Raw genomic sequence first — 24,301 nt, 5'->3', positions numbered from 1 at the left:
CGCCACCCCTGTCCCCGGGGGCGCTGGGACCGGCTGACCGCCGGTAGCACTCCATTCCACATCCGGGGGGATCAGGACCTGATCCGCAGCACGGACGGCCGAGCCGGCCGGTGCGCGGATCAGCATGGAGAAAGGCGCACCACCATGACCTCAGTGCAGGTCGACCAGCAGCACGACGGCAATGAGGCCGCGGACACCGCAGCCGGCGAGGGCTATCACCGGGCACTCGGCGCACGTCAGATCCAGATGATCGCGATCGGCGGCGCCATCGGCACCGGCCTCTTCCTCGGCGCGGGCAAGGGCATCTCCATCGCGGGACCCAGCCTGATCCTCGCGTACGCCGTCGCGGGCCTCGTCATCTTCTTCATCATGCGGGCGCTCGGCGAGCTCCTCATGTACCGCCCGGTCTCGGGCTCCTTCTCCGAGTACGCCCGCGAGTTCATCGGCCCCTTCGCGGGGTTCGTGACCGGCTGGACGTACTGGCTCTTCTGGGTCGTCACCGGCATCACCGAGGTCACCGCCGCCGCCACCTACATGACGTACTGGTGGGACATCCCGCAGTGGCTGTCCGCCCTCGTCTTCACGGTGATCCTCTACGCCGCCAACCTGATCTCGGTGAAGCTCTTCGGTGAGCTCGAGTTCTGGTTCTCCATGGTCAAGGTCACCGCCATCGTCGGCATGATCCTGATCTGCGCCGGCATCCTCACCCTCGGCTTCTCCGACGCGGGCGACACCGCGTCCGTGACCCACCTGTGGGACCTGGGCGGCTTCTTCGCCGGCAAGGACGGCATCTTCTCCACCCTGATGACCCTGCAGATGGTCATGTTCGCCTTCCTCGCCGTCGAGCTGGTCGGCGTCACCGCGGGCGAGTCCAAGGACCCGAAGACGGTCCTGCCGAAGGCCATCAACACCGTGCCGTGGCGCATCGCCGTCTTCTACGTCGGCGCGCTGATCATGATCCTTTCGGTCGTGCCGTGGACCGAGTTCCAGCCCGGCGTCTCCCCGTTCGTCGCGGCCTTCGAGAAGATGGGCCTGGGCATCGGCGCCGCCATCGTCAACTTCGTGGTCCTGACCGCGGCCCTGTCCTCCTGCAACTCGGGCATGTACTCCACCGGCCGGATGCTGCGCGACCTCGCGCTCAACGGCCAGGGCCCGAAGGTCTTCACCCGGCTGACGAAGAGCGGCACCCCGCTGGTCGGCACCACCGTCTCGGCCGCGCTGATGATGGTCGGCGTCTGGATCAACTACCAGTGGCCCGGCGAGGCGTTCAACTACGTCGTCTCCTTCGCCACCATCTCCGGCATGTGGGCCTGGATCGTCATCCTGGTCTGCCAGATCCGCTACCGCCTCAAGGCCGACCGCGGCGAGCTGCCCCAGTCCTCCTTCAAGGCCCCGGGCGGCATCTGGCTCAGCGCCTTCTCGCTCGCCTTCATCGGCATGGTCATCACGACGATGGCGATGGACAAGGACAACCGCGTGGCGCTGTACGGCGCCCCGGTGTGGGGCCTGATCCTGGCCGTCTCCTACCTGGTGCTCAAGGCCCGCAACCCCGAGGGCGCCGCGTTCAGCAAGCAGGTCTGACCGGCTCCGTACCGTGCTGACCTGCGTGGTCTCAGCATCCGGGCCGTCTCGTACCGAATCTCGGTACGGGGCGGCCCGTCTGCTTATCCTGTCGGCATGCTGACCATCACCCGAGCCCTGTACGACCAGATCGTGGAACACGCCCGCGCGGACCACCCCGACGAGGCCTGCGGCGTGGTCGCGGGGCCGGCCGGCAGCGGCCGCCCCGAGCGCTTCATCCCGATGCTGAACGCGGCACGCTCGCCCACCTTCTACGAGTTCGACTCCGCCGATCTGCTCAAGCTCTACCGCGAGATGGACGACCGCGACGAGGAGCCGGTGATCGTCTACCACTCGCACACGGCGACGGAGGCCTACCCGTCCCGTACCGACATCTCCTACGCCAACGAGCCGCAGGCGCACTACGTGCTCGTCTCCACCGCGGACGCCGACGGCGCGGGCCCCTTCCAGTTCCGCTCGTACACCATCGTCGAGGGCGTGGTGGAGGAGGAAGAGGTCAAGGTCGTCGAGGCGTACGAGTAGGGCGCGGGAGCAGGCGTACGAGCAGGGCGCACGGCGGGCCGTCCCGCCTCCGGGTCCGGCAGGCGAACGCGATCAGTCCGCGATGTGAGATCACATTCCGGAACCCGGACCGGGAATCGATACGATGAGCGCATGGTTATCCACGACGTGAGCGAAGAGACGCCGGGCACCCCGCTGCTCGTGGCGCGGCTGCACGTCGACCTGTGCCGCCTCGCCAGCGCGATGTGTCCGCCGCGCGCCGCGCTCTGAGCGACCGACCGCACGGCCCGACCGACCGACCGCACGGCCCGAGCGCACCTCCCGCACCATCCCCCTTCCGCGCGGGGGGCCCAGACGCGCGCCCACCACGCCACATCGCCCACGCCGCACCGCCCGCCGCCACTCCGCCCTTCCGAAGGAGCCCACGCCATGGCCATCGAGGTCCGCATCCCGACCATCCTCCGCACCTACACCGACGGCGCCAAGGCCGTCGAGGGCAAGGGCGACACCCTCGCCGAGCTCTTCGCCGACCTGGAGGCGCGGCACACCGGGATCGAGGCCCGCATCGTCGACGGCGGCAAGCTGCGCCGCTTCGTCAACGTCTACCTGAACGACGAGGACGTGCGCTTCCTCGACGGCATCGAGACCAAGCTCGCCGACGGCGACAACGTCACCATCCTGCCGGCCGTCGCCGGCGGCATGGTCTGAGCGGACCGGTCCACATGCGCTACGACTCCCCGCTGGCGGCGGTCGGCAACACGCCCCTCGTCCGGCTGCCGCGCCTGTCGCCCTCGGACGACGTCCGGATCTGGGCCAAGCTGGAGGACCGCAACCCCACCGGCTCGGTCAAGGACCGCCCCGCGCTCCACATGGTCGAGCAGGCCGAGAAGGACGGCCGGCTCACCCCCGGCTGCACCATCCTCGAACCCACCAGCGGCAACACCGGCATCTCGCTCGCCATGGCGGCCAAGCTCAAGGGCTACCGCATCGTGTGCGTGATGCCGGAGAACACCAGCGAGGAGCGCCGCCAGCTGCTCGCCATGTGGGGCGCCGAGATCATCTCGTCCCCCGCCGCCGGCGGCTCCAACACCGCCGTCCGGGTCGCCAAGGAGCTCGCCGAGCAGCACCCGGACTGGGTGATGCTCTACCAGTACGGCAACCCGGACAACGCGGGCGCCCACTACGCCACCACCGGCCCCGAGATCCTCGCCGACCTGCCCTCCATCACGCACTTCGTGGCGGGCCTGGGCACCACCGGCACCCTCATGGGCGTCGGCCGCTACCTGCGCGAGCACAAGCCCGACGTCAAGATCGTCGCAGCCGAGCCGCGCTACGACGACCTCGTCTACGGCCTGCGCAACCTCGACGAGGGCTTCGTGCCCGAGCTGTACGACGCCTCGGTGCTCACCACCCGCTTCTCCGTCGGCTCCGCCGACGCGGTCACCCGCACCCGCGAACTCCTCCAGCTGGAGGGCATCTTCGCGGGCGTCTCGACCGGCGCCGCCCTGCACGCGGCGATCGGCGTCGGCAAGAAGGCCGTCAAGGCCGGCGAGAGCGCCGACATCGCCTTCGTCGTCGCCGACGGCGGCTGGAAGTACCTGTCGACCGGCCTCTACACGGCCGCGACGACGGAAGAGGCGATCGAGACGGTCCAGGGCCAGCTCTGGGCCTGAGCCCCCGGCCCGCGTATCTCCGCTAACGCGCCAGATGGCGGACCTGGTCCCACACGACCGGGTCCGCCGTTCCCACTCTCCGGCGGAACTCCCACACCGGCACGTCCCGCAGCTCGTCCGTCTCCAGGAAGCTCGGCCGCCCCTGCGCGTCGCCCACCGAGCCCGGCGGCAGCGCGATCACCCCCGGCCGCTCGTCGTGGTACTTGCTGGTGATCTTCGCGACCAGGGCATTGTCCCCGCGCAGCGCGAGCACCAGACACGGCCGGTCCTTGGACCCGGGCCCGTCCTCGAAGGGCACGTCCGCCCACCAGATCTCACCGGGCCGCGGCAGCCGCTCCGGCGCCGGCCCGCGCGGCGGCGCCGTCCGCTTCGGCCGGGCCGGCGGACGCGTACGCCCGGAAGGCCGGCGGCCCGAGCGGCGCCACCCGTCGGCCAGCGCCACGACGAGTGCGAGCACCACCACCGCGACGAGCGCGGGCCACCACGACATGTCCATACCTCAAGACCGTACCGTCGCGCACGCCGCGCCGCCGGGACGCCCCGCCATCCATCCGAACCGGTGACAGAGCCCGTGAGTTCCCCCACAACGGGCCGCCACGGAGGAGCGACCGGCCGCCACGCGCCGTACTCTCGACAGACCGCACGACCTCCCCGCCAGCAGCGCGCTTTCCGCACCCGTCCACGGAGGTTCACGCTCCATGAAGCTCACCGTCGTCGGCTGCTCCGGGTCGTTCCCGTCCGCGGAATCGGCCTGTTCGAGCTACCTCGTAGAGGCCGACGGCTTCCGGCTGCTCCTCGACATGGGCAACGGCGCCCTCGGCGAGCTGCAGCGCCACATCGGTCTGTACGACCTCGACGCGATCTTCCTCAGCCATCTGCACGCCGACCACTGCATCGACATGTGCGGCTACTTCGTCGCCCGCTACTACCGCCACGACGGCGGCCGGTGCCCGGCCCTCCCCGTCTACGCCCCCGAGGGCGCCGAGCAGCGCCTGACCACGGCGTACGCGGACATCCCCACGCCCGGCGCGATGGGCGAGGCCTTCGACTTCCGCACCCTGAGCTCCGGCAGCTTCGAGATCGGCCCCTTCCAGGTGCGCACGGAGAAGGTCCAGCACCCGGTCGAGGCCTTCGGCATCCGGATCGAGCACGGCGGCCGCTCGCTGACCTACTCGGGTGACACCGGCGTCTGCGACGCCCTCCACGAGCTGGCCGACGGCACCGACCTCTTCCTCTGCGAGGCCTCCTTCACCCACGGCAAGGAAGACATCCCGGCGCTCCACCTCAACGGCCGCGAAGCCGGCGCCCACGCCGCCCGCGCCTCCGTCGGCCGCCTCGTCCTCACCCACATCCCCCCGTGGACGGACGGCGAACGCAACCTGGCCGACGCCCGCGAGGTCTTCCACGGCCCGGCGGAACTGGCCCGCGCGGGCGCGGTGTACGAGATCTGAGAGCGCGCGGACACACGGCCAGTGGCCCGGAACCATACGGTTCCGGGCCCCTGGTGCGTACGGGAGGAGGCTCACGCCTTGGTGAGGTCCTCGAGCTCCTCGTCGGGCTCGCGGCCCGGGGTCATGATGTTGAACTTGACGATCGCGAAGCGGAAGACCACGTAGTAGATCGCCGCGAAGACCAGACCGATCGGGATGATCAGCCACGGCTTGGTCGCGTACGTCCAGTTCAGGAAGTAGTCCAGCGCACCGGCGGAGAAGGTGAAGCCGTGGTGCACGCCGAGGGCCGAGGTGATGACCATCGAGGCGGCGGTGAGCACCGCGTGGATCACGTACAGCAGCGGCGCCAGGAACATGAAGGCGAACTCGATGGGCTCGGTGATGCCGGTGACGAAGGAGGTCAGGGCGAGCGAGAACATCATGCCGCCGACGACCTTGCGGCGCTCGGGGCGGGCGGCGTGGGTGATCGCCAGGGCGACGGCCGGCAGGGCGAACATCATGATCGGGAAGAAGCCCGACATGAACTGGCCGGCGGCCGGGTCACCGTGGAAGAAGCGCGGCAGGTCGCCGTGCCAGACGGCGCCGGTGGAGTCGGTGAAGGAGCCGATCTCCTGCCAGGCGACGGTGTTCACGAACTGGTGCATGCCGATGGGGAGCAGGGCGCGGTTGATGGCGCCGAAGATGCCGGAGCCGGCGGCACCGAGGCCGGTCATCCAGTTGCCGAAGTCGGTGATGACGCCGCCGATCGGCTCCCAGAGGAGACCGAACAGCACGCCCATCAGGGTGCCGACGAAGGCCATGAGGATCGGGACGAGCCGGCGGCCGTTGAAGAAGCCGAGCCAGTCGACCAGCTTGGTGCGGTGGTACCGCTGCCAGACGACGGCACCGAGCAGACCCATGATGATGCCGCCGAAGACCTTGGGGTCGTTGTACGTCGCGGCGACGTCGACACCGTCGTTGGCGGTCGTGTTGACCACGGCCTCGGTGACCGGGAACGCCTTCAGGACGCTCTGGTAGACGAGGAAGCCGACGAGGGCGGCGAGGGCGGTGGAGCCGTCGGCCTTCTTGGCGAAACCGATCGCGATGCCGACGCAGAACAGCAGCGGCATGTTGGCGAAGACCGCGTCTCCGGCATTGGCGAAGACCGTGGCGACCTTGCCCCAGCCGAGACCCTCGGCGCCGAAGACGTCGGGCTGGCCGAGACGGAGCAAGATACCCGCGGCCGGCAGCACGGCGATCGGCAGCTGCAGGCTGCGACCGACCTTCTGCAGGCCCTGGAACAGGCCGGATCCGCGCTTCTTCGCGGGAGCGGCGGCCTGGGCGGTGGCCGTACTCATCAACTTCCTCCAGTTGGGCAAGGCGCCGCCAGAGGACAGTGAAAGGGGGTGACGGCGGCGTCTCGGGGAACGCGGTGGTCTGGACCGCGTGGTCTACACCAATGAGTGGTGTAGACCAGTTGTAGCACGTGAGACTTAGATAAGGAACCTGTGAATTCTGTGGGCTTCGGCAAAGTCGGACAGGGGACGACAAAGGGCCCCCGGACCATGAGGTCCGAGGGCCCGTGGGGGACGGGTTCAATGCCCGTCGGGCGGGTCCTGGGGCGGCTTCACGCCTTCGTGACGTCCCGCTCCATCTCCTCCTCCAGCTCCTCCGGCTCGCGCCCGGGAGTCGGCAGATTGAACTTGGTGATCGCGAAGCGGAAGATCGCGTAATAGACGACGGCGAAACACAGCCCGATCGGAATGATCAGCCACGGCTTGGTCGCCAGGTTCCAGTTGATCACGTAGTCGATCAGACCGGCCGAGAAGCTGAAGCCGTCCTTCACCCCGAGCGCCCAGCTCACCGCCATCGACACACCCGTGAGCACCGCGTGGATCGCGTAGAGCACCGGCGCGATGAAGAGGAACGAGTACTCGATCGGCTCGGTGATGCCGGTGACGAACGAGGTCAGGGCGACCGACAGCATCATGCCGCCGATCTCCTTGCGCCGGTGCGGCTTGGCGCAGTGGGTGATCGCGAGCGCCGCGGCCGGCAGCGCGAACATCATGATCGGGAAGAAGCCGGTGGTGAACTGGCCGGCCTCCGGGTCGCCGGCCAGGAACATGGTGATGTCACCGTGCACCGTGATGCCGTCCGGCTTGGTGTAGGAGCCGAACTGGAACCAGACGGGCACGTTCAGGAACTGGTGCAGACCGATCACGAGCAGCGCGCGGTTCGCGACGCCGAAGATGCCCGAGCCCCAGGAGCCGAGTCCGACCAGCCAGTCGCTGAAGCTCTCCAGGCCGTCGCCGATCGGCGGCCAGATCCACACGCTCAGCGAGGCGACGGCGATCCCGACGAAGGCCATGATGATCGGGACGAGCCGGCGCCCGTTGAAGAAGCCCAGCCAGTCGACCAGCTTCGTGCGGTGGTACCGCTGCCACAGATAGGCCGTCAGCAGACCGATGATGATGCCGCCGAAGACACCCGGGTTCTGATACGTGTAGCCGACGAAGGCCTCGTCCGGGGCGAGGCAGCCGCCGGCGATGTCCTTCGTGCCCGGCGGACAGGTCTTCGGGAACTGCCGCAGCACGTTGTAGTAGACGAGGAAGCCGACCACCGCCGCCAGCGCGGTCGAGCCGTCCGCCTTCTTCGCCATGCCGATGGCGACACCGATGCAGAACAGCAGCGGCAGGCCCAGACTGCCGTCGAGCAGCGCACCGCCGGCCCCCGCCATCACCTTCGCGACGTTGTCCCACCCCAGTCCGTCGGCGCCGAACACGTCCGGCTGGCCCAACCGGTTGATGATGCCCGCCGCCGGCAGCACCGCGATGGGCAGCTGGAGGCTGCGGCCCATCTTCTGCATCCCCTGGAAGAAGCGGCTCCCCATCGATCTCTTCGGCGCGGCGGCGGCGGCATCGGCGCTGGCGCTACTCATCGGCGTCCTCCCGGGGTGCTGCGGATGCATACTGGTGTAGACCAGTTGCGGTAGGGTCCCGGAGGTCGCTCAGGGCAGGCCGCCGGTGATCGTCATCATTCGGCAGAACGGCGGCATCCGCTCGCGAGGTTGGGCCAACCGTGGGTTACCGTGACAAAGCGGATCACCGCGGATCGTCGGTGCGCAGAACGGACAGGGAGAAGCACATGGCCAGCAAGGCTGAGAAGATCGTCGCCGGCCTCGGCGGCATCGAGAACATCGAAGAGGTCGAAGGCTGCATCACCCGCCTCCGCACCGAGGTCGTCGACCCGTCCCTCGTCGACGACGCCGCGCTCAAGGCCGCCGGCGCCCACGGCGTCGTGAAGATGGGCACCGCCATCCAGGTCGTCATCGGCACCGACGCCGACCCGATCGCCGCCGACATCGAAGACATGATGTGACGAGCTGACACCGGCCGGCACCGAGACCGGCCGACGTCGGCAGGAGGGGCCCGTTCCGGCAGGGGAACGGGCCCCTTCCGCATGGGGCTACGCTCATTCCATGTCTCGTATCGACGGCCGTACGCCCGAACAGCTCCGCCCCGTCACCATCGAACGCGGATGGAGCAAGCACGCCGAGGGATCCGTCCTCATCTCCTTCGGCGACACCAAGGTCTTCTGCACCGCCTCCGTCACCGAAGGCGTCCCCCGCTGGCGCAAGGGCAGCGGCGAAGGCTGGGTCACCGGCGAGTACTCCATGCTCCCGCGCGCCACCAACACCCGCGGCGACCGCGAATCCGTCCGCGGCAAGATCGGCGGCCGCACCCACGAGATCTCCCGCCTCATCGGCCGCTCGCTGCGCGCCGTCATCGACTACAAGGCGCTCGGCGAGAACACCATCGTCCTCGACTGCGACGTCCTCCAGGCCGACGGCGGCACCCGCACCGCCGCCATCACCGGCGCCTACGTCGCCCTCGCCGACGCCGTCGCCTGGGCCCAGGCCAAGAAGCTGATCAAGGCCGGCCGCAAGCCGCTCACCGGCACCGTCGCCGCCGTCTCCGTCGGCATCGTCGACGGCACCCCGCTCCTCGACCTCTGCTACGAGGAGGACGTGCGCGCCGACACCGACATGAACGTCGTCTGCACCGGCGACGGCCGCTTCGTCGAGGTCCAGGGCACCGCCGAGGCCGAGCCCTTCGACCGCAAGGAGCTCAACGCCCTCCTCGACCTCGCCTCCGGCGGCTGCGCCGAACTCGCCGAGATCCAGCGCAAGGCCCTCGAAGGAACGCTGTAGGAACCCGTCAGGAACTCTGCGGGACGCCACCGCGTCCTTTACGACACGGGCGCACGGGTCGAAACCGTGCGCCCCGTCCATGTCTGTACGTCAGTACGTGTCCGTACGTATGTAGGGGGAGGACCCGAACGTGAAGCGCCGCAGCACCATAGCCCTCGCCGCCGCCACCGTCGCCATCGCCGTCACCGGCCTGACCGGCTGCGGAGCGCTCGACAAGGCCGCGGACTGCATCAAGACGGCCGATGCCATCGCGACCTCCGTCGACAAGCTCTCGCAGGCCGTGAGCAACGCCTCCAACGACCCGACGCAGATCGAGGAAGCCCTCAACAGCATCGACACCGAGCTGGGCAACCTCAAGAACACGACGGACAACGCGGACCTGTCCAAGGCCGTGGACGACCTCACCAAGGGCGTCGAATCCGTCCGTACGGCCGTGAAGAACGGCGACACCACGCCCGACATCAAGCCGATCACCGACGCGGCCACCGAGGTCGGCAAGGTCTGCACCCCCGGCTAGACCGTGCGTGGTCCGTCCGCGGAGGCCCGGATAATCGGGGCATGACCCGTCTGATCCTCGCCACCCGCAACGCGGGCAAGATCACCGAACTCCACGCGATCCTCGCCGACGCAGGCCTCGACCTCGAACTCGTCGGCGCGGACGCGTACCCCGAGATCCCCGACGTCAAGGAAACCGGCGTCACCTTCGCCGAGAACGCCCTGCTCAAGGCCCACGCCCTGGCCCAGGCCACCGGCCTGCCCGCCGTCGCCGACGACTCCGGCCTCTGCGTCGACGTCCTGAACGGCGCCCCCGGCATCTTCTCCGCCCGCTGGGCCGGCACCCACGGCGACGACAAGGCCAACCTCAACCTGCTCCTCGCCCAGCTCGCCGACATCGACGACGCCCACCGCGGCGCCCACTTCGCCTGCGCGGCGGCCCTCGCCCTCCCGGACGGCACGGAACGCGTCGTCGAAGGCCGCCTCCCCGGCACCCTCCGCCACGAGCCCACCGGCACCAACGGCTTCGGCTACGACCCGATCCTCCAGCCCGAGGGCCACGACGTGACCTGCGCCGAACTCACCCCGGCCGAGAAGAACGCGATCAGCCACCGCGGCCAGGCGTTCCGGGCGCTGGTGCCGGTGGTGCGGGAGCTGCTGTCGCCGGAGTCGTGACCGGCGCAGGTGTCGTGACCCGACGCAGGTGTCGTAAGTGCGGCCGGGGGGACTCGAACCCCCACGGGTATTACCCCACTGGGACCTAAACCCAGCGTGACTGCCAATTCCACCACGGCCGCTCGCTGCCCGGTCATGCTACTGGCCGGGCAGCCCTGCTCACAGACCGCCGTCGGGTCAGGCCTCGATCTTCAGGTCCTTGAGGATCTTGGCGACGTGGCCGGTGGCCTTCACGTTGTAGAGGGCGCGCTCGACCTTGCCCTCCTCGTCCACGACGATCGTCGAGCGGATCACGCCCGTCACGGTCTTGCCGTAGAGCTTCTTCTCGCCGAAGGCGCCGTACGCCTCCAGGATCTTCTTGTCCGGGTCGCCGACCAGGGTGACCTTGAGGTTCTCCTTCTCGCGGAACTTCGCCAGCTTCTCCGGCTTGTCGGGGGAGACGCCGATGACGTCGTAGCCCGCGCCGGCCAGCAGGTCGAGGTTGTCGGTGAAGTCGCACGCCTGCTTGGTGCAGCCGGGGGTCAGCGCGGCCGGGTAGAAGTAGACGATGACCTTGCGGCCCAGGTGGTCCGCGAGGGAGACCTCGGTGCCGTCCGCGTCGGGGAGGGTGAAGGCGGGGGCGGTGTCGCCGGGCTGCAGTCGCTCGCTCATGGCTGGCTCTCCTCGGGAAAACTCGCTTACGCGATGAGAGCCTAATGGGGGTCGGGGACAACCCGCGGCGGGGGAAGCTGACAGACTGTCTGTCAACGACCGGAACACCCCGGAAAGCACGACTGAGAACACGACCGGAACACACGGCCGGAACACAAGACCGGAAACACCACTACGGAGGCAGCTCGGTGTCGGACGCCAGGACCCCTGCGCAGATCGAGGCGGACATCGTCCGCCGGCGCGAGCAGCTCGCCGTCACTCTCGACGAGATCGGCATTCGGATGCACCCGAAGACGATCATCGGGGATGCGAAGGCGAAGGTCGCCGCCCAGGTCGACCACACCGCCGGCCGCGCGTTCGTGGCCGTCAACCGGGTCGTCTCGGACGTGAAGGCCCGCTTCACCCATGACGACGGCGCGCCGCGCCTGGAGCGCGTGGTGCCGGTGGCGGTCGTCGCCGTCGCCGTCATCGGGCTCCTGGTGAGCTCCTCCCGGCGGCACAAGGACTGAGCCGGGCCGGTAGGTTCGTTCCCGTGAGCGAGAACACCCACGACAAGCTGCCCATCCGGATGCTCCACGACCGGATCCTGGTCCGGACCGACACCCCCGAGGGGGAGCGGCGGTCGGGCGGCGGCATCCTGATCCCGGCGACCGCGGCGGTCGGGCGGCGCCTGGCCTGGGCGGAGGTCGTCGCGGTCGGGCAGAACGTCCGCACCGTGGAGATCGGCGACCGGGTCCTGTACGACCCCGAGGACCGGGCCGAGGTCGAGGTGCGGGGCGTGGCCTATGTGCTGATGCGCGAGCGCGATCTGCACGCGGTGGCGGCGGACCGTTTCCAGAGCGCGGACTCGACCGGCCTGTACTTGTAAATGCTGCTGCAAGAGCTCCTGCGAGAGCTGCTGTAGCCCGGATGGCGCAAGGCCCTGGTGACCGGTGTCACCAGGGCCTTTGCCTGTTCTTTGCTACGGTGGAAGCACCCCGACGAGACGCGCCGTACCGGGTTCACGACAAGACGACGCACCCCTGTTGATTCCGTCTCGCGGAGGTGTTCGTCGTCATGGCCTGGGTCCTTCTCGTCCTCGCCGGTCTGCTCGAAGTCGGCTGGTCCATCGGCATGAAGTACACCGAGGGCTTCACCCGCCTCTGGCCGAGCGTCTTCACGGTCGCCGGGATCATCGCCTCCATGGTGCTGCTCGCCCAGGCCACCAAGTCCCTCCCCATCGGTACGGCCTACGGCGTCTGGGTCGGCATCGGCGCGGCCGGTGCGGCGGTGCTCGGCATGGTGGTGCTCGGCGAGCCGGCGACCGCCGCCCGGATCTTCTTCGTCTGTCTGCTGCTGGTGGCGGTGGTCGGCCTCAAGGCGACGTCGGGCCACTGACGTCACTGGCCGGTGCCACGGCTGTCATGGGCGTCCCAGGCGCACCCGTATCGACGGGCGCCGGCGCCACGGGTGCCTCGGTCGGTGTTACGGGTACGGGCTCGGGCTCGGGCTGCGGCGCGGGCGGCGCCTGGAGGGGCTGCGGCGCCTGCCGGGGAGGCTGCGCGGGCCGCACGGGCTCCGGCCGTACGGGCTCGGCGCCCCGCTCCCGTACCGCCGGGCGCGGTACGTGCGGCGTGACCGGCGCCTTCCCGCGGTGACGCTGGGGCCCCTCGTACCCCTGCCCCGCCCCGTACGGATCACCGGAGAAGTCCGCCGGCGGCGACTCCAGCGGCAGCTCCTCCGCGCCCTCCATCAGCCGCAGGTCGAACTCCTTCGCCGGCACCCCGGCGAGCGCGTCCCGCGTGAACCGGGCCCAGATCTCCGCGGGCTCCCCGCCCCCGTTGATCCGCGGCCGGCCGAGCGCCCCGTACAGCGGCAGCTGCCGGCCCGTCTCCGGGTCCTGGCCCATCATCGCGACGACGGTCGCGAGCTCCGGCGTGAAGCCGGCGAACCAGGCCGCCTTGTCGTCCTCCGCCGTGCCCGTCTTGCCCGCCGCGGGCCGCCCGGCCGCCAGCGCCGCCGTGCCCGTGCCCTCGCGCACCACGCTGCGCAGCACCGAGGTCGTGGTGTCGGCGACCTCGCGGGACAGCACCTGACGGCCCTCCGGCTCCGACCCCGACCCCGGAAGGTCCAGCTCCTCGCCGTCCCGGGAGACCTTCTCGACCAGCGTGTACGGGGCGTGCCGGCCGTGGTTCGCGAGCGTCGCGTACGCCTGCGCGAGGTCCAGGACGCTCGCGGTGGCCGGGCCGAGCGCGATGGACGGCGTGGCGGTGAGGTCGGGGGTGCGGGCCGGCAGGCCGAGCGTCACGGCGGTGTCGCGCACCCGGGCCGGGCCGACGTCCACCGCCATCTGCGCGTACACCGCGTTGACGGAGCGGTCGGTGGCCGTCCGGACGCTGATCGGGCCGAAGCTCTCGTCGTCCTCGTTCGCCGGGTCGTAGTACGCCCCGTTCCAGCCCTGCACCGGGCGCCGGTTGTCCCCGTCGTACACGGTGTTGGGGGTGATCCGCTCGCCCTCCTGGGTCTGTGCCCCGTTCTGCAGGGCGGAGGCGAGCACGAAGGGCTTGAAGGTCGAGCCGACCTGGTAGTCGCGGCGGGTGGCGTTGTTGACGAACTGCCGGGTGTAGTCGATGCCGCCATAGATCGCCACGATCCGGCCGGAGCCCGGTTCGACGGCCGCGCCCCCGACCCGTACGAACCGGTCGGTGGGGTTGTGCCGCGGGTCCAGCTTCGCCGTCACGCTCTCCTCGACGGCCTTCACGAAGGCGTCCTGCTTGGCGCGCTCCAGGGTCGTGGTGATCCGGAAGCCGCCGGCGGCCAGCGTCTTCTCGTCGACGATGCCGTGCTCGGTGAGGTACTGCCGGACGGCCTGCACCAGATAGCCGCGCTGTCCGGACAGACCGGCGGAGGCGCGGGCCGGCTGCGGGTCGGGGAAGACGGCGGCGGCGCGGGCGGCCCGGGAGAGCCAGCCCTCGGTGACCATGCCGTCCAGGACGTAGCGCCAGCGGGCGAGCACCCGGTCGCGGTTCTCGGGGTGCTCGGTCACGTCGTACGCGTTGGGGGAGTTGAGCAGGGAAGCGAGGTACGCGCCCTCGGCGGTGGACAGGGCGTGGGCGTCCTTGCCGTAGTAGGCGCGGGCGGCGGCCTGCACGCCGTACGCGTTGCGCCCGAAGTAACTGGTGTTCAGATAGCCCTCGAGGATCTCGTCCTTGCTCTTCTCGCGGCCCAGCTTGAGCGCGATGAAGAACTCCTTCGCCTTGCGGGTGAGGGTCTGTTCCTGGCCCAGGTAGTAGTTCTTGACGTACTGCTGGGTGATGGTGGAGCCGGACTGGCGGCCCTTGCCGGTGAGGGTGTTCCAGGTGGCGCGGACCATCGCGCGCGGGTCGACGGCCTGCGAGGTGTGGAAGTCGCGGTCCTCGGCGGCGAGCACGGCGCGCTGTACGCCGAGCGGGACGCGGGCCAGGCTCACGTTCTCGCGGTCGACCTCGCCGTCCCGGGCGAGCTGGGTTCCGTCGCGGTAGAGGAAGAGGTTGGACTGGGCGACGGCGGTGGCGTTGGCGGCCGGTACGTCCACGAGGAGGTAGCCGGCGACGAGCCCGCCGAGCAGGAGCAGCACGCCGAGCGCGGCGAGGCCGAACAGGCGCCGGAGGAAGCGGCGGAGGCGGCGGGGACGGCGGGGACGGCGTGCGCGGGCCTGGTCGGGGCGCGGTGGGAGGGTCGGGTCGCGGGGCTCCCAGGCCTCCGGTTCCGACGGCAGGGTCTCGCCCGCCGCACTGGTGGGCATACCGGATGAAGGGGACATAACACTACATCCTGCACGCGCGGCGCCGGAAGTCCGCAAAACGACTCGACTGCGCTCCTCGGGTCCCACTAAGGTCGGGCGCTTTGGTGCGAACGGATGCATGCGGATGCGGGCGCGTGCGGGCGCCGGTGGGAAGGGGGGACGGGGATGGGGCACGTGTTACGGCTCTACGGCACCGTGGCGGCGGGTGGCTTCCGGCGCCATGCCACCTATCGGGTGGCCACCGCGGCGGGCGTGTTCACCAACACCGTCTTCGGCTTCATCCTGTCGTACACCTATATGGCCCTGTGGGACGCCCGTCCCGCCCTCGGCGGCTACACCCAGGCCGACGCCCTCGCCTATGTGTGGCTCGGCCAGGGCCTCATCACCGTCTGCGGACTGATGGGCGGCGGCTTCGAGGACGAGCTGATCGAACGGATCAGGACCGGCGACATCGCCGTCGACCTCTACCGCCCCGCCGACCTCCAGGCCTGGTGGTTCTCGGCCAATCTCGGCCGCTCCGCCTACCAGTTGCTCGGCCGCGGCGTCCTCCCCATGCTCTTCGGCTCCCTCGTCTTCGACTTCACCCTCCCGGCCGGCCCCGGCACCTGGCTCGCCTTCCTCCTCGCCGTCACGCTCGGCTCGATCGTCAGCTTCGCGCTCTGGTACCTGGTCGCGATGAGCGCCTTCTGGCTGCTCGACGGCCAGGGCGTGGTCCAGGTGGCCTGGCTCGGCGGCCTGTTCTTCTCCGGGATGCTCCTCCCGCTGAACGTCTTCCCCGGCACCCTCGGCGAGATCGCCCGCCTGCTGCCCTGGGCCTCGCTGCTCCAGGTGCCGGCCGACGTCTACCTGGGCCGGTACGAGGGCTGGGCACTGCTCGGCGCGTACGCCTTCCAGGCCTGCTGGGCGGTGGTGCTGCTCGCTGCGGGGCGGCTGGTGCAGACGGCGGCGACGCGGAAGGTGGTGGTGCAGGGTGGCTGAGACGGAGACGGAGACGGGTGCGGGTGCGGGTGCGGGGGTGGGGGTGGCGCCTTCGGCGGGTGCGGATACGGGTGCGGGGCCGGTGGGCCGGGTCGGGGCGTCCTGGCGTACGTACCGGATGGTCGCGGCCATGTGGATCCGCTCCACCCTCACCTACCGGGCGTCCTTCGCGCTGACCCTCCTCTCCAACCTCGTCGTCACCTTCTTCGACCTCGTCGTGATCCTCCTGATGTTCGGTCAGGTGCGCGCCCTCGGCGGCTTCTCCTTCCCCGAGGTGGCGTTCCTGTACGGGACGACCGCGACCTCCTTCGGCCTCGCCGACCTGGTGATGGGCTCGCTGCCGCGGATGGGCAAGCGGGTGCGCGACGGCTCCTTCGACACCTTCCTGCTGCGCCCGGCCCCGGTCCTCGCGCAGGTCGCGGCGGACCGCTTCGGGCTGCGCCGCCTGGGGCGGGTCACCCAGGGCCTGATCGTCCTGATCTGGAGCCTGGTGCTGCTCGCGCAGTCCTCGCTCGTGGCCTGGACGCCGCTGAAGGTGCTGCTCGTGCCGGTGATGCTGGTGAGCGGCGCGGTGATCTTCGGGGCGGTGATGGTGATCGGGGCCTCGGTGCTGTTCTGGGCGCAGGACGCGGCGGAGGTGACCAACTCCTTCACGTACGGCGGCAACAACCTGCTCCAGTTCCCGCCGACGATCTTCGCCCAGGACCTGGTGCGGGGCGTCGTCTACGTCGTACCGCTCGCCTTCGTGAACTGGCTGCCCGCGCTGTACGTGCTGGGCCGCCCGGCACCGGACGGCGTGCCGGCGGGCGCGGCGTTCGCGTCGCCGCTGGTGGCGGGCGTGTGCTGTGCGGTGGCGGGCCTGGCGTGGCGGACCGGCCTGCGGGCGTACCGATCGACGGGAAGCTGAGGGGAAGCTGAGGCGGATGTTCATCGAGGTGGAAGCCCTGGAGAAGACCTTCACGATCAGGAAGCGGGCCGGACTGCTCCGCCGCGAGAAACGCGAGGTCAGGGCCGTCGACGGCATCTCGTTCGGGATCGGGAAGGGGGAGATGGTCGGCTACATCGGCCCGAACGGCGCCGGGAAGTCCACCACCATCAAGATGCTCACCGGCATCCTCACCCCCAGCGGCGGCCGGCTGCGGGTGGCCGGAATCGACCCCTCGCGGGACCGGACCCGACTCGCGCACCGTATCGGCGTGGTCTTCGGCCAGCGCACCACGCTGTGGTGGGACCTGCCGCTGCGCGACTCGTACGCGCTCGTCCACCGGATGTACCGGATCCCCGACACCCGCTTCGCCGAGAACCTGGCCCGCTGCGTGGACCTCCTGGACCTCGGCGAGCTGCTCGACGTACCCGTACGGCAGCTGTCCCTCGGGCAGCGGATGCGCGGCGACATCGCGGCGGCGCTGCTGCACGACCCGGACGTGCTGTACCTCGACGAGCCGACGATCGGCCTCGACGTCGTGTCGAAGGCGAAGGTCCGCGAGTTCCTGCGCGAGCTGAACGCGACGCGCGGCACGACCGTGCTGCTCACCACCCACGACCTCACCGACATCGAGCAGCTGTGCTCGCGGGTGATGGTCATCGACCACGGGCGCCTGATGTACGACGGGGGGCTCGCCGGCCTGCACGAGGCGGGGGAGAGCGAGCGCAGCCTGGTGGTCGACCTGGCCCGGGAGACCGCCCCGATCGAGGTGCCGGGCGCCCGTTTCGTACGGGCGGAGGGCCCGCGCCAGTGGCTCGCGCTGCCCGCCTCCGCGTCGGCGGCGCCGGTGGTCGCGGCGGTGGCCGCCGCGTATCCGCTGGTGGACCTGTCGGTGCGGGAGCCCGACATCGAGTCGGTGATCGCGAAGATGTACGGAGGGACCGGAGGAACTCCACGTGCGGCCGGGGAGTCTGTCAGGTAAGGAGGTGGGGTGGTGAGGGTGATGGTGCGATGGTGAGCTTCACGTACACGGCGGCGGACGAGGAGAAGAGCAGGGGCGTCCGCCGTATGAAGGCGCTGGCGACGGGCCTCCTTGCTCTCGTCGCGACGATCTACGCCCTGGCGACCTGGGCGAAGTCGTCCGACGCGGGTGCCTGGGCGGGCTATGTCGCGGCGGCGGCGGAGGCCGGCATGGTGGGCGCGCTGGCGGACTGGTTCGCGGTCACGGCGCTGTTCCGGCGTCCGCTGGGGCTTCCCATCCCGCACACCGCGATCATCCCGACGAAGAAGGACCAGTTGGGCGCCTCGCTCGGCTCCTTCGTCGGAGAGAACTTCCTCTCCGCCGATGTCGTACGGGGCAGGCTGCGCGGCTTCGGTATCGCCCGCCGCCTCGGCCTCTGGCTCGCGGACCCGGCGCACGCGGACCGCGTCACCTCCGAACTGGCCGCGGCCCTGCGCGGCGCGCTGACGGTGCTGCGCGACTCCGACGTGCAGGCGGTCGTGGGTGAGGCGATCACCCGGCGGGCGGAGGCGGCGGAGATCGGCCCCGGCCTCGGCAAGACCCTGGAACGGATGGTCGCCGACGGCTCCCACCACCGCGCCGTCGACCTCGTCTGCGCCCGCGGCCACGACTGGCTGATCACCCACCGCGACTCGGTGATGGAGGCCATCGAGGGCGGCGCGCCCGGCTGGACCCCGCGCTTCGTGGACCGCAGGATCGGCGAGCGGGTCTACAAGGAGCTGCTCCGCTTCGTGACCGAGATGCGCGACATGCCGGGCCACCCAGCGCGCGGCGCGATCGACCGCTTCCTCACGGACTTCGCCGCCGACCTCCAGGGCGACACCGACACCCGGGCCCGCGTGGAGCGCCTGAAGTCCGAACTCCTGGCCCGCCCGGAGGTCCAGGACGTCATCGCCTCCGCCTGGTCCTCGGTCCGCGCCCTGATCCTGGCCGCGGCCGAGGACGACCAGAGCCAACTCCGCCGCCGCGCCCGCGCCTCCCTCATCTCCCTGGGCACCCGCCTCTCGACCGACTCCCGCCTCCAGGCGAAGGTCGAGGGCTGGGCGGAGGACGCCGCCGCCTACGTCGTCACCACCTACCGCGCCGAGATCACCTCCCTGATCACCGACACGGTCGCCGGCTGGGACGCCACCCAGACCTCTAAGAAGATCGAGGCCAACATCGGCCGCGACCTCCAATTCATCCGCATCAACGGCACGGTGGTGGGCGCCCTGGCCGGCCTCCTGATCTACACGATCAGCCACGCGCTGGGCGGCTGAGCCTCACTCGGCGTTACGGGTCACCGCGTACGCGGCCCCGGCCATGCCGGCAGCCACGGAGAACACGGCGGGCCACGCCCCGATCTTCTTCGCAAGCGGATGAGACCCGGCGAACGCCCCCACATAGGCCGCCGTCAGCCCAGCCGCCACCTTCCCCCCAGCCACCTGCTGCCACTCCCGCGCCGCCACCCCACCCGCCACCGCCAGCACAACCCCACCCAACGGCCGCTTCTTGGTCCACCGCGCCACGGCATACCCCCCGACAAGCCCGGCGGCGGCGACAACGGGGGAGAGGGTGCGGGCGCTGGGCATGACGGGGTCCAATCAGTCGGCAAGGTCTTTCGTACTCACGAGCCTAACGAGAGGCCCAAGGTACGAGGTTCCTGCGTGTGCTTCTGGTGCGGCCGCCCTCTCTCCGAGTGTGGCCCCCTCCACCACCGCGTCAAGGGCGCTCCCTTCGGTCGCGTCGCAAGCGATGGCCTGCGGCCACCCTTGACCCGGCGCCTCCGGGAGCCTTTGACCACTCGGAGGGCGGCCGGGGGAGCGGGCCGCGCGGGGTGCCGGGTATCGGCCGGCCGCCGTGGGCGGACGGCGGGCCGGTGGTGGATGAGCCCGGGTATCGCTCCGGACGGAGAGAGCTTCTGCTGCCCGGCGGGGTGGGGGCTCGGTTTGTGGCAGGGGCCGGGAGACCGCATCCCGCCGGTTGGGGGTGCGCGGAAGTGGATTGGGACGGCTGGCCCCAGCCCGGCGGCAGACGCCCGCCTTCGGCCGGGACTCATGCCCTGCTGGTCACGGCCGGTGGGTGATGCAAACCCCGCTCACGCGAGCCCTTGGGCCCCGTGGCCGCCTCTGAAGTCACAGGAGTTCGTACCCGCCCCATTTCGGCTGCGGATTGCCGACTTTGCTCGGCCGGGTCGGGGTGCACGGCAGTGGAACGTCAGTCTTCGAGTGACCTGGGCAGGGCCTCGGTGACCATACGGGTGGCGAAGTCGGGGTCGTCGGTGAGGCGGTTGATGTGCTCCGCGAGCAGAAGGGCGGTGGCTTCGAGGGGAGTCAGCTCCTCCTTGGTCCAGTCTCCGTACTGCTTGCGCCAAAGGTTGGGGCTGAGGCCGGTGCCCGCGGCGACGAGGAGGCCGGCCATGGTGGGGATGGCCTCGGGCCGGACGCTCTTGGGCATCATGCGCATGGTGCCCACGAGGTTGGGCACGACGTACTCGATGACGTCCTTGTCGTGCTCCTCGTAGGCCATCCGCAGCCACTGCATGAACATGTAGATGAGAGTGCACGCACCGTCCAGCACGTCATCGACTCCCCCGGGACCCAGGGAGGACGCGACCTGGGCGACCCACGACCGTTGTTCAGGGTCGGTTCCGTCCTTGCCGTTGTGGATGGCCGTGAGCTGAGAGTCGATCATCATGAGCGCGGTGCCCACGTCGCCGACGGGAGCGTGCCGGGGGTGACAGGGAGATGGCACAGGGACTCCTCCTCGTGTGACCGCGGTGGGTAACGCGGCATGTCCGTACGGTAGTCGGCGGCGAGCCGGAGGTTCAGGGGAATCCCACGGATTGCTCCCCGAGGCCGAGTTCGGAAGCCCTTCACGCGCCGCACCCTGATGACGTACGCCCCCTGGGTGAGCCTCTTCCGTGCCAAAGCCGCACGGGAAGCCACTCGAAGCGCCTCTGCAGTCACCGGAGTTCACTCCTTCGGCGCTCGGGATGGAGGTGTGCACTTGGGGCCGCCGTGCCGGGCCGCCAGCGCACCATCCGTCGCACGGGCTCATTCCGTGCCAGCAGTCGGCCGCCGAACCAGGCCCGGCTAACCAATCCACTTCCGCGCACCCCTGACCGGGGGACGGCGTCCCACCGGCTCCGGCCGCGAACTGGGCCCCCACCCACCGGCCCGAGGGATCCCTCTGCTCGGGAGCGATATCCGGGCCCACCCGCCACCGGCCTGCCACTCGCCTACGGCGGCCGGCCGATATCCGGGCCTATCCGCGTGGCCGGGCCCCCGGCCGCCCTCCGAGTGGTTAAAGGCGCCCGGAGGCACCGGGTCAAGGGTGGGCGCAGCCCATCGCCTGCGACGCGACCGCAGGGAGCGCCCTTGACGCGGTGGTGGAGGGGGCCACACTCGGAGTGAGGGCGGCCGTACCAGAAGCCCGCTTGGCGGGTGAGTGGGTGGCCCCGGTGCCTGAGCGAGGCGGGTGTCGCCAGCTACCTCCGGTTGTTAGAACTCCTCAGCCTTGCGAATCCGCTTCGCCGAGGTCTTGGGGAGGCCGGTGTCCCAGACGGTGACCATGACCCAGTAGGCGGCGGTCGCCCGCCCGCCCGTTCCGTCATGCCGGGTCCCGCCACCCGTGGCCGCCGTCGTGATCCTGCCCTTCATACCTTCCGCTGTACTTGTGGAGGCGAGTCGCTGGGCCATCCGCTTGTCGTCGATCAACTCCGGATGGCGCCCGATGATGAGCCCGAGACCATGGATGATGACGCCTTCCCAGGTAAACCGGGAGCGTCCCCAGGCGTTCTCGGCGACGGTCAGCGCGCGGTCGAGAACGTCAGGTCCGAACTGCTTGACCAGCGCGTGCGCCTTGGTGATCGCGCCGAACTGGTTGGCGGAGCTGCTGCCAGCGGTCAGGTTGTGCTTCTTCAGCACTGCCTCGGCCTCGACATACGGGCTGTGCCCGGCGGCGACCCCGTTCTTGTGCTCGTCGAAGGCACTGGGCTTCTTGCTGTCGCGGTTCTTGGCCAGGAACATGTCGGCTTCCTGAGCCCGTTCCAGTCCGGTGTGTACGTCCGCGTGCAGGTACGGGTGCTCGGCTTCCTTCGCGGCGAGCCAACGGTGCTGCCCGTCGATGATGTGGAAGGTGCCGTCCCCACGGTCGGAGACGATGATGGAACCGAGCTTGTTCTCGTCGAAGGCCTCAGCGATCTTCTTCGCGCGCCTCCTGTCAGGCTCGCGCTGCACGTCGTAGTCAACAAACAGCTTCTGCACCGGTATCTGGACGCCGTAGGTAACGGTGTGGCTGACCGAGGACATGCCCAACCTACTTTCGTGATCTTGACTTCTGAGCAGCTTCAGCCGAGGGAGAAGGCGAGCAGGGTGCGTGTGCGGCCCTGGATGGTGGTCGGGGCAGTAGTCACGTTTGCCTCCCAGGGAGTTGACTAGTGCTCAGTTTCAACAACTGTTGATCGTACTACTGGCTTTGTGCCGTATGGGGTTCCTATGGCCTCGCCTGCACCCCTGTGCGCCAAGGCGAGGAGACGCCTTCGATGAAGACGCTCCACGCGCCCCTACGTACAGCCAGCGCCGGCCCTTCCGGTCGCTTGGAGTCTCGTATAAGAGTTCCGTCCTCGGTTCGGGAGCACTCCACGCACTCGCCCCCAGAGCCATTGCTGTAGGAGGACTTGAACCACTCGTTGCGGTTGGGCGTTGCCGGAGTGGAACTGCTCATTACGTGTAGCCCTTCAGTAGAGTCGTGATGAGGTGGGTTGAGCGGTGGGGGCTTGCCGCGGCGGCGCGCAGATTGTCGAAGGCCCTGTTGTACGCACGTACCTCCTCGGCTCCCTCCAGGTAGATGGCATCTGTGATGCCATCTCGGTACACGATGTCTGGATCCTCTGGATCGGGGAAGCCCAGCATCGTGAAGGTGCCGGTGGCGGGGTACGGGCCAGCGTCGAAGGGCAGGACCTGCAGGGTGACGCTGGGGAGTTCAGTCATCTCCAGCACCTTCTCAAGCTGCTCGCGCATGACAGCCTCATCACCAATGAAGGAGCGCAGTGCACCTTCGTGCACCACGAACCAAGTGTCCGGCGCACTCGGTGACTGGAGGCGCGTCTGGCGTTCCATCCGGACACTCACGGCGTGGTTGATGTCCTCGTCGGACATCTGATTGGTCGCGCGGTGCAGTTCAGCGGCGTACGCGGGGGTCTGCATGAGGCCGGGAACGAACTCGTTCTGGTACTGGCGGAACGTGGAAGCGTCCTGCTCTAGGCCGATGTAGATCGAGAACCAGGCGGGGACGCCGTTGCCGTGGGCTTGCCACCAACCCTTCGTCTTCGCTTGTTTCGCAAGCGATTTGAGGAACTCGCGTAGCTCGTCCTCCACACCGTAGAAGCGGCAGAGCGCGTCGACGTCAGAAGGTTGGACGCGGCCCGTACCCGTCTCCATGCGGTTGACCTTGGAGCCGCTCCAGTCGAGGGCCGCACCAACCTGGGCGCAGGTGAAGCCGCTTGTCTCGCGGAGCTTCTTCAGCTCGATCGACAGTCGGCGGCGGCGGGCGGTGGGTGAACCAGCCATCTCAGTCCCCTTCTCGCTAGCGGATGTTCAGTCTGCGCACCAGAGCGAGGACTGCCAATCGCTCGATCGTGGGAATCCCGTCGTGCACATTGCATGGCGGGATGTGCAACGCAATGATATTGGCTCGTCACGATCTGTCATCGAGAGGGCATCGGAGCGGGAGGCATTGGTGATCGAGGCAGGATGCATGGTGCGGCAGCCGTGGGAGCTTCCGTTCTTGGCGGAGGCGCAGGAAGTAGCCGCGCTGCGACGTATCGTGCGGCTCCACTTGAAAGCATGGGGGCTGCCACGGCAGGTGGGAGTGGCCCAGCTCTGCGTGAGTGAACTGGTCACGAACGTGATCCGGCATGTGGGGCCTGGCACGCCGACGTCGCTCCGGCTCGCCATGAACGGCACGTACCTTCGGATCGAAGTGCGCGACCCGGACTGCCGGGCGCTGCCGACAGTGATCGCCGCCGGTCCGGAGGCTGAGTCGGGGCGAGGGATGGCGCTTGTGGACGCGATGGCTGACCGCTGGGGAGTGCTGCTCGGGTCGGATCGAAAGGTGACCTGGTGTGAGATCGCCACTGATCTCACCACGCCCAATGGCCACGCGGGCGGCATGCGTGTCACGCGAGCGGAGGCCATGATCTCCCTCTATGGGGCTGTCGCGTCCCCGCGAGCGGTGAACGCTAGTCGGCTCTCCGTCGCCGTGGCCAAAGACGCCGCGATCGACGTGATCGTGGACCTGCTCCACTGGATGGGCGCACATGGCTACGACGCTGATGACGTACTGGACATGGCGCAGACGAGATTCGAATCCGGCCTCTGAGTGGCACGTGATGTGACGAGGTGGGACGAATCCCG

At 69.6% G+C, this 24,301-nt stretch carries 28 protein-coding genes, 1 tRNA gene and 1 riboswitch; of the genes, 18 read left to right on the top strand and 11 right to left on the bottom strand.

Translation table 11 applies throughout. The features are described 5' to 3' along the window. Positions 1–144 precede the first annotated feature (144 nt). The 5 genes from JAO84_RS13030 to JAO84_RS13010 all read left to right on the top strand — a co-directional run bounded on the left by JAO84_RS13030 (position 145) and on the right by JAO84_RS13010 (position 3,755). On the top strand, positions 145–1,581 hold the full coding sequence (locus tag JAO84_RS13030; RefSeq protein ID WP_370413011.1) for an amino acid permease: 1,437 nt from the start codon (positions 145–147) through the stop codon (positions 1,579–1,581). Between the two features lie 96 nt (positions 1,582–1,677). Next, positions 1,678–2,103: a M67 family metallopeptidase gene (locus JAO84_RS13025; RefSeq protein WP_265869077.1), complete on the top strand. Its 426-nt coding sequence runs from the start codon at positions 1,678–1,680 to the stop codon at positions 2,101–2,103. A 132-nt stretch (positions 2,104–2,235) separates the two neighbouring features. Further along, entirely contained in the window at positions 2,236–2,352 is a 117-nt protein-coding gene (locus JAO84_RS13020; RefSeq protein WP_370413010.1) for a putative leader peptide, read from the top strand. Positions 2,353–2,511: 159 nt separating this feature from the next. Next, positions 2,512–2,790 (top strand): MoaD/ThiS family protein, encoded by a 279-nt coding sequence (locus JAO84_RS13015; protein WP_370413009.1) that lies wholly within the window; start codon positions 2,512–2,514, stop codon positions 2,788–2,790. Positions 2,791–2,804: 14 nt separating this feature from the next. After that, entirely contained in the window at positions 2,805–3,755 is a 951-nt protein-coding gene (locus JAO84_RS13010) for a PLP-dependent cysteine synthase family protein (protein ID WP_265869075.1), read from the top strand. 22 nt (positions 3,756–3,777) lie between these two features. Here JAO84_RS13010 and JAO84_RS13005 read toward each other — a convergent pair whose 3' ends face one another. Continuing rightward, positions 3,778–4,251 carry a type II toxin-antitoxin system PemK/MazF family toxin gene (locus JAO84_RS13005; protein WP_370413008.1) on the bottom strand — a complete coding sequence of 158 codons (474 nt, stop codon included), beginning with the start codon at positions 4,249–4,251 and terminating at the stop codon, positions 3,778–3,780. A gap of 202 nt (positions 4,252–4,453) precedes the next feature. Between JAO84_RS13005 and JAO84_RS13000 the strand changes: the two genes are divergently transcribed. Beyond that, entirely contained in the window at positions 4,454–5,206 is a 753-nt protein-coding gene (locus JAO84_RS13000) for an MBL fold metallo-hydrolase (protein WP_265869073.1), read from the top strand. 71 nt (positions 5,207–5,277) lie between these two features. Here the strand turns inward: JAO84_RS13000 and JAO84_RS12995 are convergent, their stop codons facing one another. Then, a complete protein-coding gene (locus JAO84_RS12995) occupies positions 5,278–6,543 on the bottom strand; it encodes a PTS transporter subunit EIIC (RefSeq protein ID WP_370413007.1) in 1,266 nt (421 codons plus the stop codon). Between the two features lie 269 nt (positions 6,544–6,812). Next, positions 6,813–8,123, bottom strand: a complete 1,311-nt coding sequence (locus tag JAO84_RS12990; RefSeq protein WP_370413006.1) for a PTS transporter subunit EIIC — start codon at positions 8,121–8,123, stop codon at positions 6,813–6,815. 206 nt (positions 8,124–8,329) lie between these two features. Here JAO84_RS12990 and JAO84_RS12985 point away from each other — a divergent pair, with 206 nt between their 5' ends. The 4 genes from JAO84_RS12985 to rdgB all read left to right on the top strand — a co-directional run bounded on the left by JAO84_RS12985 (position 8,330) and on the right by rdgB (position 10,565). Further along, complete coding sequence (locus JAO84_RS12985; protein WP_265869069.1) at positions 8,330–8,563, top strand: PTS glucose/sucrose transporter subunit IIB; 234 nt, start codon at positions 8,330–8,332, stop codon at positions 8,561–8,563. 100 nt (positions 8,564–8,663) lie between these two features. Further along, positions 8,664–9,395, top strand: a complete 732-nt coding sequence (gene rph / locus JAO84_RS12980) for a ribonuclease PH (RefSeq protein ID WP_370413005.1) — start codon at positions 8,664–8,666, stop codon at positions 9,393–9,395. Positions 9,396–9,525: 130 nt separating this feature from the next. After that, on the top strand, positions 9,526–9,912 hold the full coding sequence (locus JAO84_RS12975) for a hypothetical protein (protein WP_370413004.1): 387 nt from the start codon (positions 9,526–9,528) through the stop codon (positions 9,910–9,912). Between the two features lie 41 nt (positions 9,913–9,953). Then, positions 9,954–10,565 (top strand): RdgB/HAM1 family non-canonical purine NTP pyrophosphatase, encoded by a 612-nt coding sequence (gene rdgB, locus JAO84_RS12970; protein WP_370413003.1) that lies wholly within the window; start codon positions 9,954–9,956, stop codon positions 10,563–10,565. A 38-nt stretch (positions 10,566–10,603) separates the two neighbouring features. Here the strand turns inward: rdgB and JAO84_RS12965 are convergent. Together JAO84_RS12965 and bcp are read right to left on the bottom strand one after the other, a co-directional pair. Beyond that, positions 10,604–10,687 (bottom strand) — tRNA-Leu (locus JAO84_RS12965). A 55-nt stretch (positions 10,688–10,742) separates the two neighbouring features. Further along, positions 10,743–11,216, bottom strand: a complete 474-nt coding sequence (gene bcp / locus JAO84_RS12960; protein WP_265869065.1) for a thioredoxin-dependent thiol peroxidase — start codon at positions 11,214–11,216, stop codon at positions 10,743–10,745. 188 nt (positions 11,217–11,404) lie between these two features. Here bcp and JAO84_RS12955 point away from each other — a divergent pair, with 188 nt between their 5' ends. From JAO84_RS12955 to JAO84_RS12945, 3 genes are all read left to right on the top strand, one after another. After that, positions 11,405–11,725 carry a DUF3618 domain-containing protein gene (locus JAO84_RS12955; protein ID WP_265869064.1) on the top strand — a complete coding sequence of 107 codons (321 nt, stop codon included), beginning with the start codon at positions 11,405–11,407 and terminating at the stop codon, positions 11,723–11,725. A 23-nt stretch (positions 11,726–11,748) separates the two neighbouring features. After that, complete coding sequence (locus JAO84_RS12950; protein WP_265869063.1) at positions 11,749–12,084, top strand: co-chaperone GroES; 336 nt, start codon at positions 11,749–11,751, stop codon at positions 12,082–12,084. A gap of 87 nt (positions 12,085–12,171) precedes the next feature. Further along, positions 12,172–12,237: riboswitch (guanidine-III (ykkC-III) riboswitch) on the top strand. 35 nt (positions 12,238–12,272) lie between these two features. Beyond that, on the top strand, positions 12,273–12,593 hold the full coding sequence (locus JAO84_RS12945; RefSeq protein ID WP_265869062.1) for a multidrug efflux SMR transporter: 321 nt from the start codon (positions 12,273–12,275) through the stop codon (positions 12,591–12,593). Here the strand turns inward: JAO84_RS12945 and JAO84_RS12940 are convergent. Further along, positions 12,571–14,979, bottom strand: coding sequence for a transglycosylase domain-containing protein (locus tag JAO84_RS12940; RefSeq protein WP_370413002.1), 2,409 nt, complete (start codon positions 14,977–14,979; stop codon positions 12,571–12,573). The two genes, JAO84_RS12945 and JAO84_RS12940, sit on opposite strands and share 23 nt — an antisense overlap. A 165-nt stretch (positions 14,980–15,144) precedes the next feature. On the opposite strand from JAO84_RS12940, the gene JAO84_RS12935 reads away from it, so the two are divergent. From JAO84_RS12935 to JAO84_RS12920, 4 genes are all read left to right on the top strand, one after another. Beyond that, positions 15,145–15,957 carry an ABC transporter permease gene (locus JAO84_RS12935; RefSeq protein ID WP_370413001.1) on the top strand — a complete coding sequence of 271 codons (813 nt, stop codon included), beginning with the start codon at positions 15,145–15,147 and terminating at the stop codon, positions 15,955–15,957. 118 nt (positions 15,958–16,075) lie between these two features. Further along, entirely contained in the window at positions 16,076–16,864 is a 789-nt protein-coding gene (locus JAO84_RS12930; RefSeq protein WP_370416747.1) for an ABC transporter permease, read from the top strand. 16 nt (positions 16,865–16,880) lie between these two features. Next, positions 16,881–17,864 (top strand): ATP-binding cassette domain-containing protein, encoded by a 984-nt coding sequence (locus JAO84_RS12925; protein ID WP_370413000.1) that lies wholly within the window; start codon positions 16,881–16,883, stop codon positions 17,862–17,864. Between the two features lie 29 nt (positions 17,865–17,893). After that, positions 17,894–19,162: a DUF445 domain-containing protein gene (locus tag JAO84_RS12920; RefSeq protein WP_370412999.1), complete on the top strand. Its 1,269-nt coding sequence runs from the start codon at positions 17,894–17,896 to the stop codon at positions 19,160–19,162. A 3-nt stretch (positions 19,163–19,165) separates the two neighbouring features. Here the strand turns inward: JAO84_RS12920 and JAO84_RS12915 are convergent, their stop codons facing one another. The 5 genes from JAO84_RS12915 to JAO84_RS12895 all read right to left on the bottom strand — a co-directional run bounded on the left by JAO84_RS12915 (position 19,166) and on the right by JAO84_RS12895 (position 23,455). Next, entirely contained in the window at positions 19,166–19,474 is a 309-nt protein-coding gene (locus JAO84_RS12915) for a hypothetical protein (protein ID WP_370412998.1), read from the bottom strand. 625 nt (positions 19,475–20,099) lie between these two features. Next, positions 20,100–20,636 (bottom strand): hypothetical protein, encoded by a 537-nt coding sequence (locus tag JAO84_RS12910; protein ID WP_370412997.1) that lies wholly within the window; start codon positions 20,634–20,636, stop codon positions 20,100–20,102. 749 nt (positions 20,637–21,385) lie between these two features. Further along, the gene (locus tag JAO84_RS12905) at positions 21,386–22,195 is read right to left on the bottom strand and encodes a DUF6551 family protein (protein ID WP_265869055.1); all 810 of its coding nucleotides are present in this window, start codon (positions 22,193–22,195) and stop codon (positions 21,386–21,388) included. Between the two features lie 184 nt (positions 22,196–22,379). Further along, the gene (locus JAO84_RS12900; RefSeq protein ID WP_265869054.1) at positions 22,380–22,610 is read right to left on the bottom strand and encodes a DUF397 domain-containing protein; all 231 of its coding nucleotides are present in this window, start codon (positions 22,608–22,610) and stop codon (positions 22,380–22,382) included. Continuing rightward, the gene (locus JAO84_RS12895) at positions 22,610–23,455 is read right to left on the bottom strand and encodes a helix-turn-helix domain-containing protein (protein ID WP_370412996.1); all 846 of its coding nucleotides are present in this window, start codon (positions 23,453–23,455) and stop codon (positions 22,610–22,612) included. The genes JAO84_RS12900 and JAO84_RS12895 overlap by 1 nt, the downstream gene beginning before the upstream one ends. 169 nt (positions 23,456–23,624) lie before the next feature. Between JAO84_RS12895 and JAO84_RS12890 the strand changes: the two genes are divergently transcribed. Beyond that, positions 23,625–24,266, top strand: coding sequence for an ATP-binding protein (locus JAO84_RS12890; protein ID WP_265869147.1), 642 nt, complete (start codon positions 23,625–23,627; stop codon positions 24,264–24,266). Positions 24,267–24,301 lie beyond the last annotated feature (35 nt).

Origin of the sequence: Streptomyces fradiae, from assembly GCF_041270065.1 — a bacterium.
In the GTDB taxonomy this organism is placed as follows: domain Bacteria; phylum Actinomycetota; class Actinomycetes; order Streptomycetales; family Streptomycetaceae; genus Streptomyces.
Note: the sequence above shows the minus strand (reverse complement) of the source record. Positions and strands in the feature narration are given on the sequence as shown.

Bases quoted from the DNA above. Each gene is read 5' to 3' on its own strand.
- JAO84_RS12940 (WP_370413002.1), bottom strand. From the start codon at position 14,979: ATGCCCACCAGTGCGGCGGGCGAGACCCTGCCGTCGGAACCGGAGGCC.
- JAO84_RS12990 (WP_370413006.1), bottom strand. From the start codon at position 8,123: ATGAGTAGCGCCAGCGCCGATGCCGCCGCCGCCGCGCCGAAGAGATCG.
- JAO84_RS12925 (WP_370413000.1), top strand. From the start codon at position 16,881: ATGTTCATCGAGGTGGAAGCCCTGGAGAAGACCTTCACGATCAGGAAG.
- JAO84_RS13030 (WP_370413011.1), top strand. From the start codon at position 145: ATGACCTCAGTGCAGGTCGACCAGCAGCACGACGGCAATGAGGCCGCG.
- JAO84_RS13010 (WP_265869075.1), top strand. From the start codon at position 2,805: ATGCGCTACGACTCCCCGCTGGCGGCGGTCGGCAACACGCCCCTCGTC.
- JAO84_RS13015 (WP_370413009.1), top strand. From the start codon at position 2,512: ATGGCCATCGAGGTCCGCATCCCGACCATCCTCCGCACCTACACCGAC.
- JAO84_RS12985 (WP_265869069.1), top strand. From the start codon at position 8,330: ATGGCCAGCAAGGCTGAGAAGATCGTCGCCGGCCTCGGCGGCATCGAG.
- JAO84_RS12915 (WP_370412998.1), bottom strand. From the start codon at position 19,474: ATGCCCAGCGCCCGCACCCTCTCCCCCGTTGTCGCCGCCGCCGGGCTT.
- JAO84_RS13020 (WP_370413010.1), top strand. From the start codon at position 2,236: ATGGTTATCCACGACGTGAGCGAAGAGACGCCGGGCACCCCGCTGCTC.
- JAO84_RS13005 (WP_370413008.1), bottom strand. From the start codon at position 4,251: ATGGACATGTCGTGGTGGCCCGCGCTCGTCGCGGTGGTGGTGCTCGCA.
- JAO84_RS12895 (WP_370412996.1), bottom strand. From the start codon at position 23,455: ATGGCTGGTTCACCCACCGCCCGCCGCCGCCGACTGTCGATCGAGCTG.
- JAO84_RS13025 (WP_265869077.1), top strand. From the start codon at position 1,678: ATGCTGACCATCACCCGAGCCCTGTACGACCAGATCGTGGAACACGCC.
- JAO84_RS12945 (WP_265869062.1), top strand. From the start codon at position 12,273: ATGGCCTGGGTCCTTCTCGTCCTCGCCGGTCTGCTCGAAGTCGGCTGG.
- JAO84_RS12995 (WP_370413007.1), bottom strand. From the start codon at position 6,543: ATGAGTACGGCCACCGCCCAGGCCGCCGCTCCCGCGAAGAAGCGCGGA.
- rdgB (WP_370413003.1), top strand. From the start codon at position 9,954: ATGACCCGTCTGATCCTCGCCACCCGCAACGCGGGCAAGATCACCGAA.
- rph (WP_370413005.1), top strand. From the start codon at position 8,664: ATGTCTCGTATCGACGGCCGTACGCCCGAACAGCTCCGCCCCGTCACC.
- JAO84_RS12935 (WP_370413001.1), top strand. From the start codon at position 15,145: ATGGGGCACGTGTTACGGCTCTACGGCACCGTGGCGGCGGGTGGCTTC.
- bcp (WP_265869065.1), bottom strand. From the start codon at position 11,216: ATGAGCGAGCGACTGCAGCCCGGCGACACCGCCCCCGCCTTCACCCTC.
- JAO84_RS13000 (WP_265869073.1), top strand. From the start codon at position 4,454: ATGAAGCTCACCGTCGTCGGCTGCTCCGGGTCGTTCCCGTCCGCGGAA.
- JAO84_RS12930 (WP_370416747.1), top strand. From the start codon at position 16,076: ATGGTCGCGGCCATGTGGATCCGCTCCACCCTCACCTACCGGGCGTCC.
- JAO84_RS12900 (WP_265869054.1), bottom strand. From the start codon at position 22,610: ATGAGCAGTTCCACTCCGGCAACGCCCAACCGCAACGAGTGGTTCAAG.
- JAO84_RS12920 (WP_370412999.1), top strand. From the start codon at position 17,894: ATGGTGAGCTTCACGTACACGGCGGCGGACGAGGAGAAGAGCAGGGGC.
- JAO84_RS12905 (WP_265869055.1), bottom strand. From the start codon at position 22,195: ATGTCCTCGGTCAGCCACACCGTTACCTACGGCGTCCAGATACCGGTG.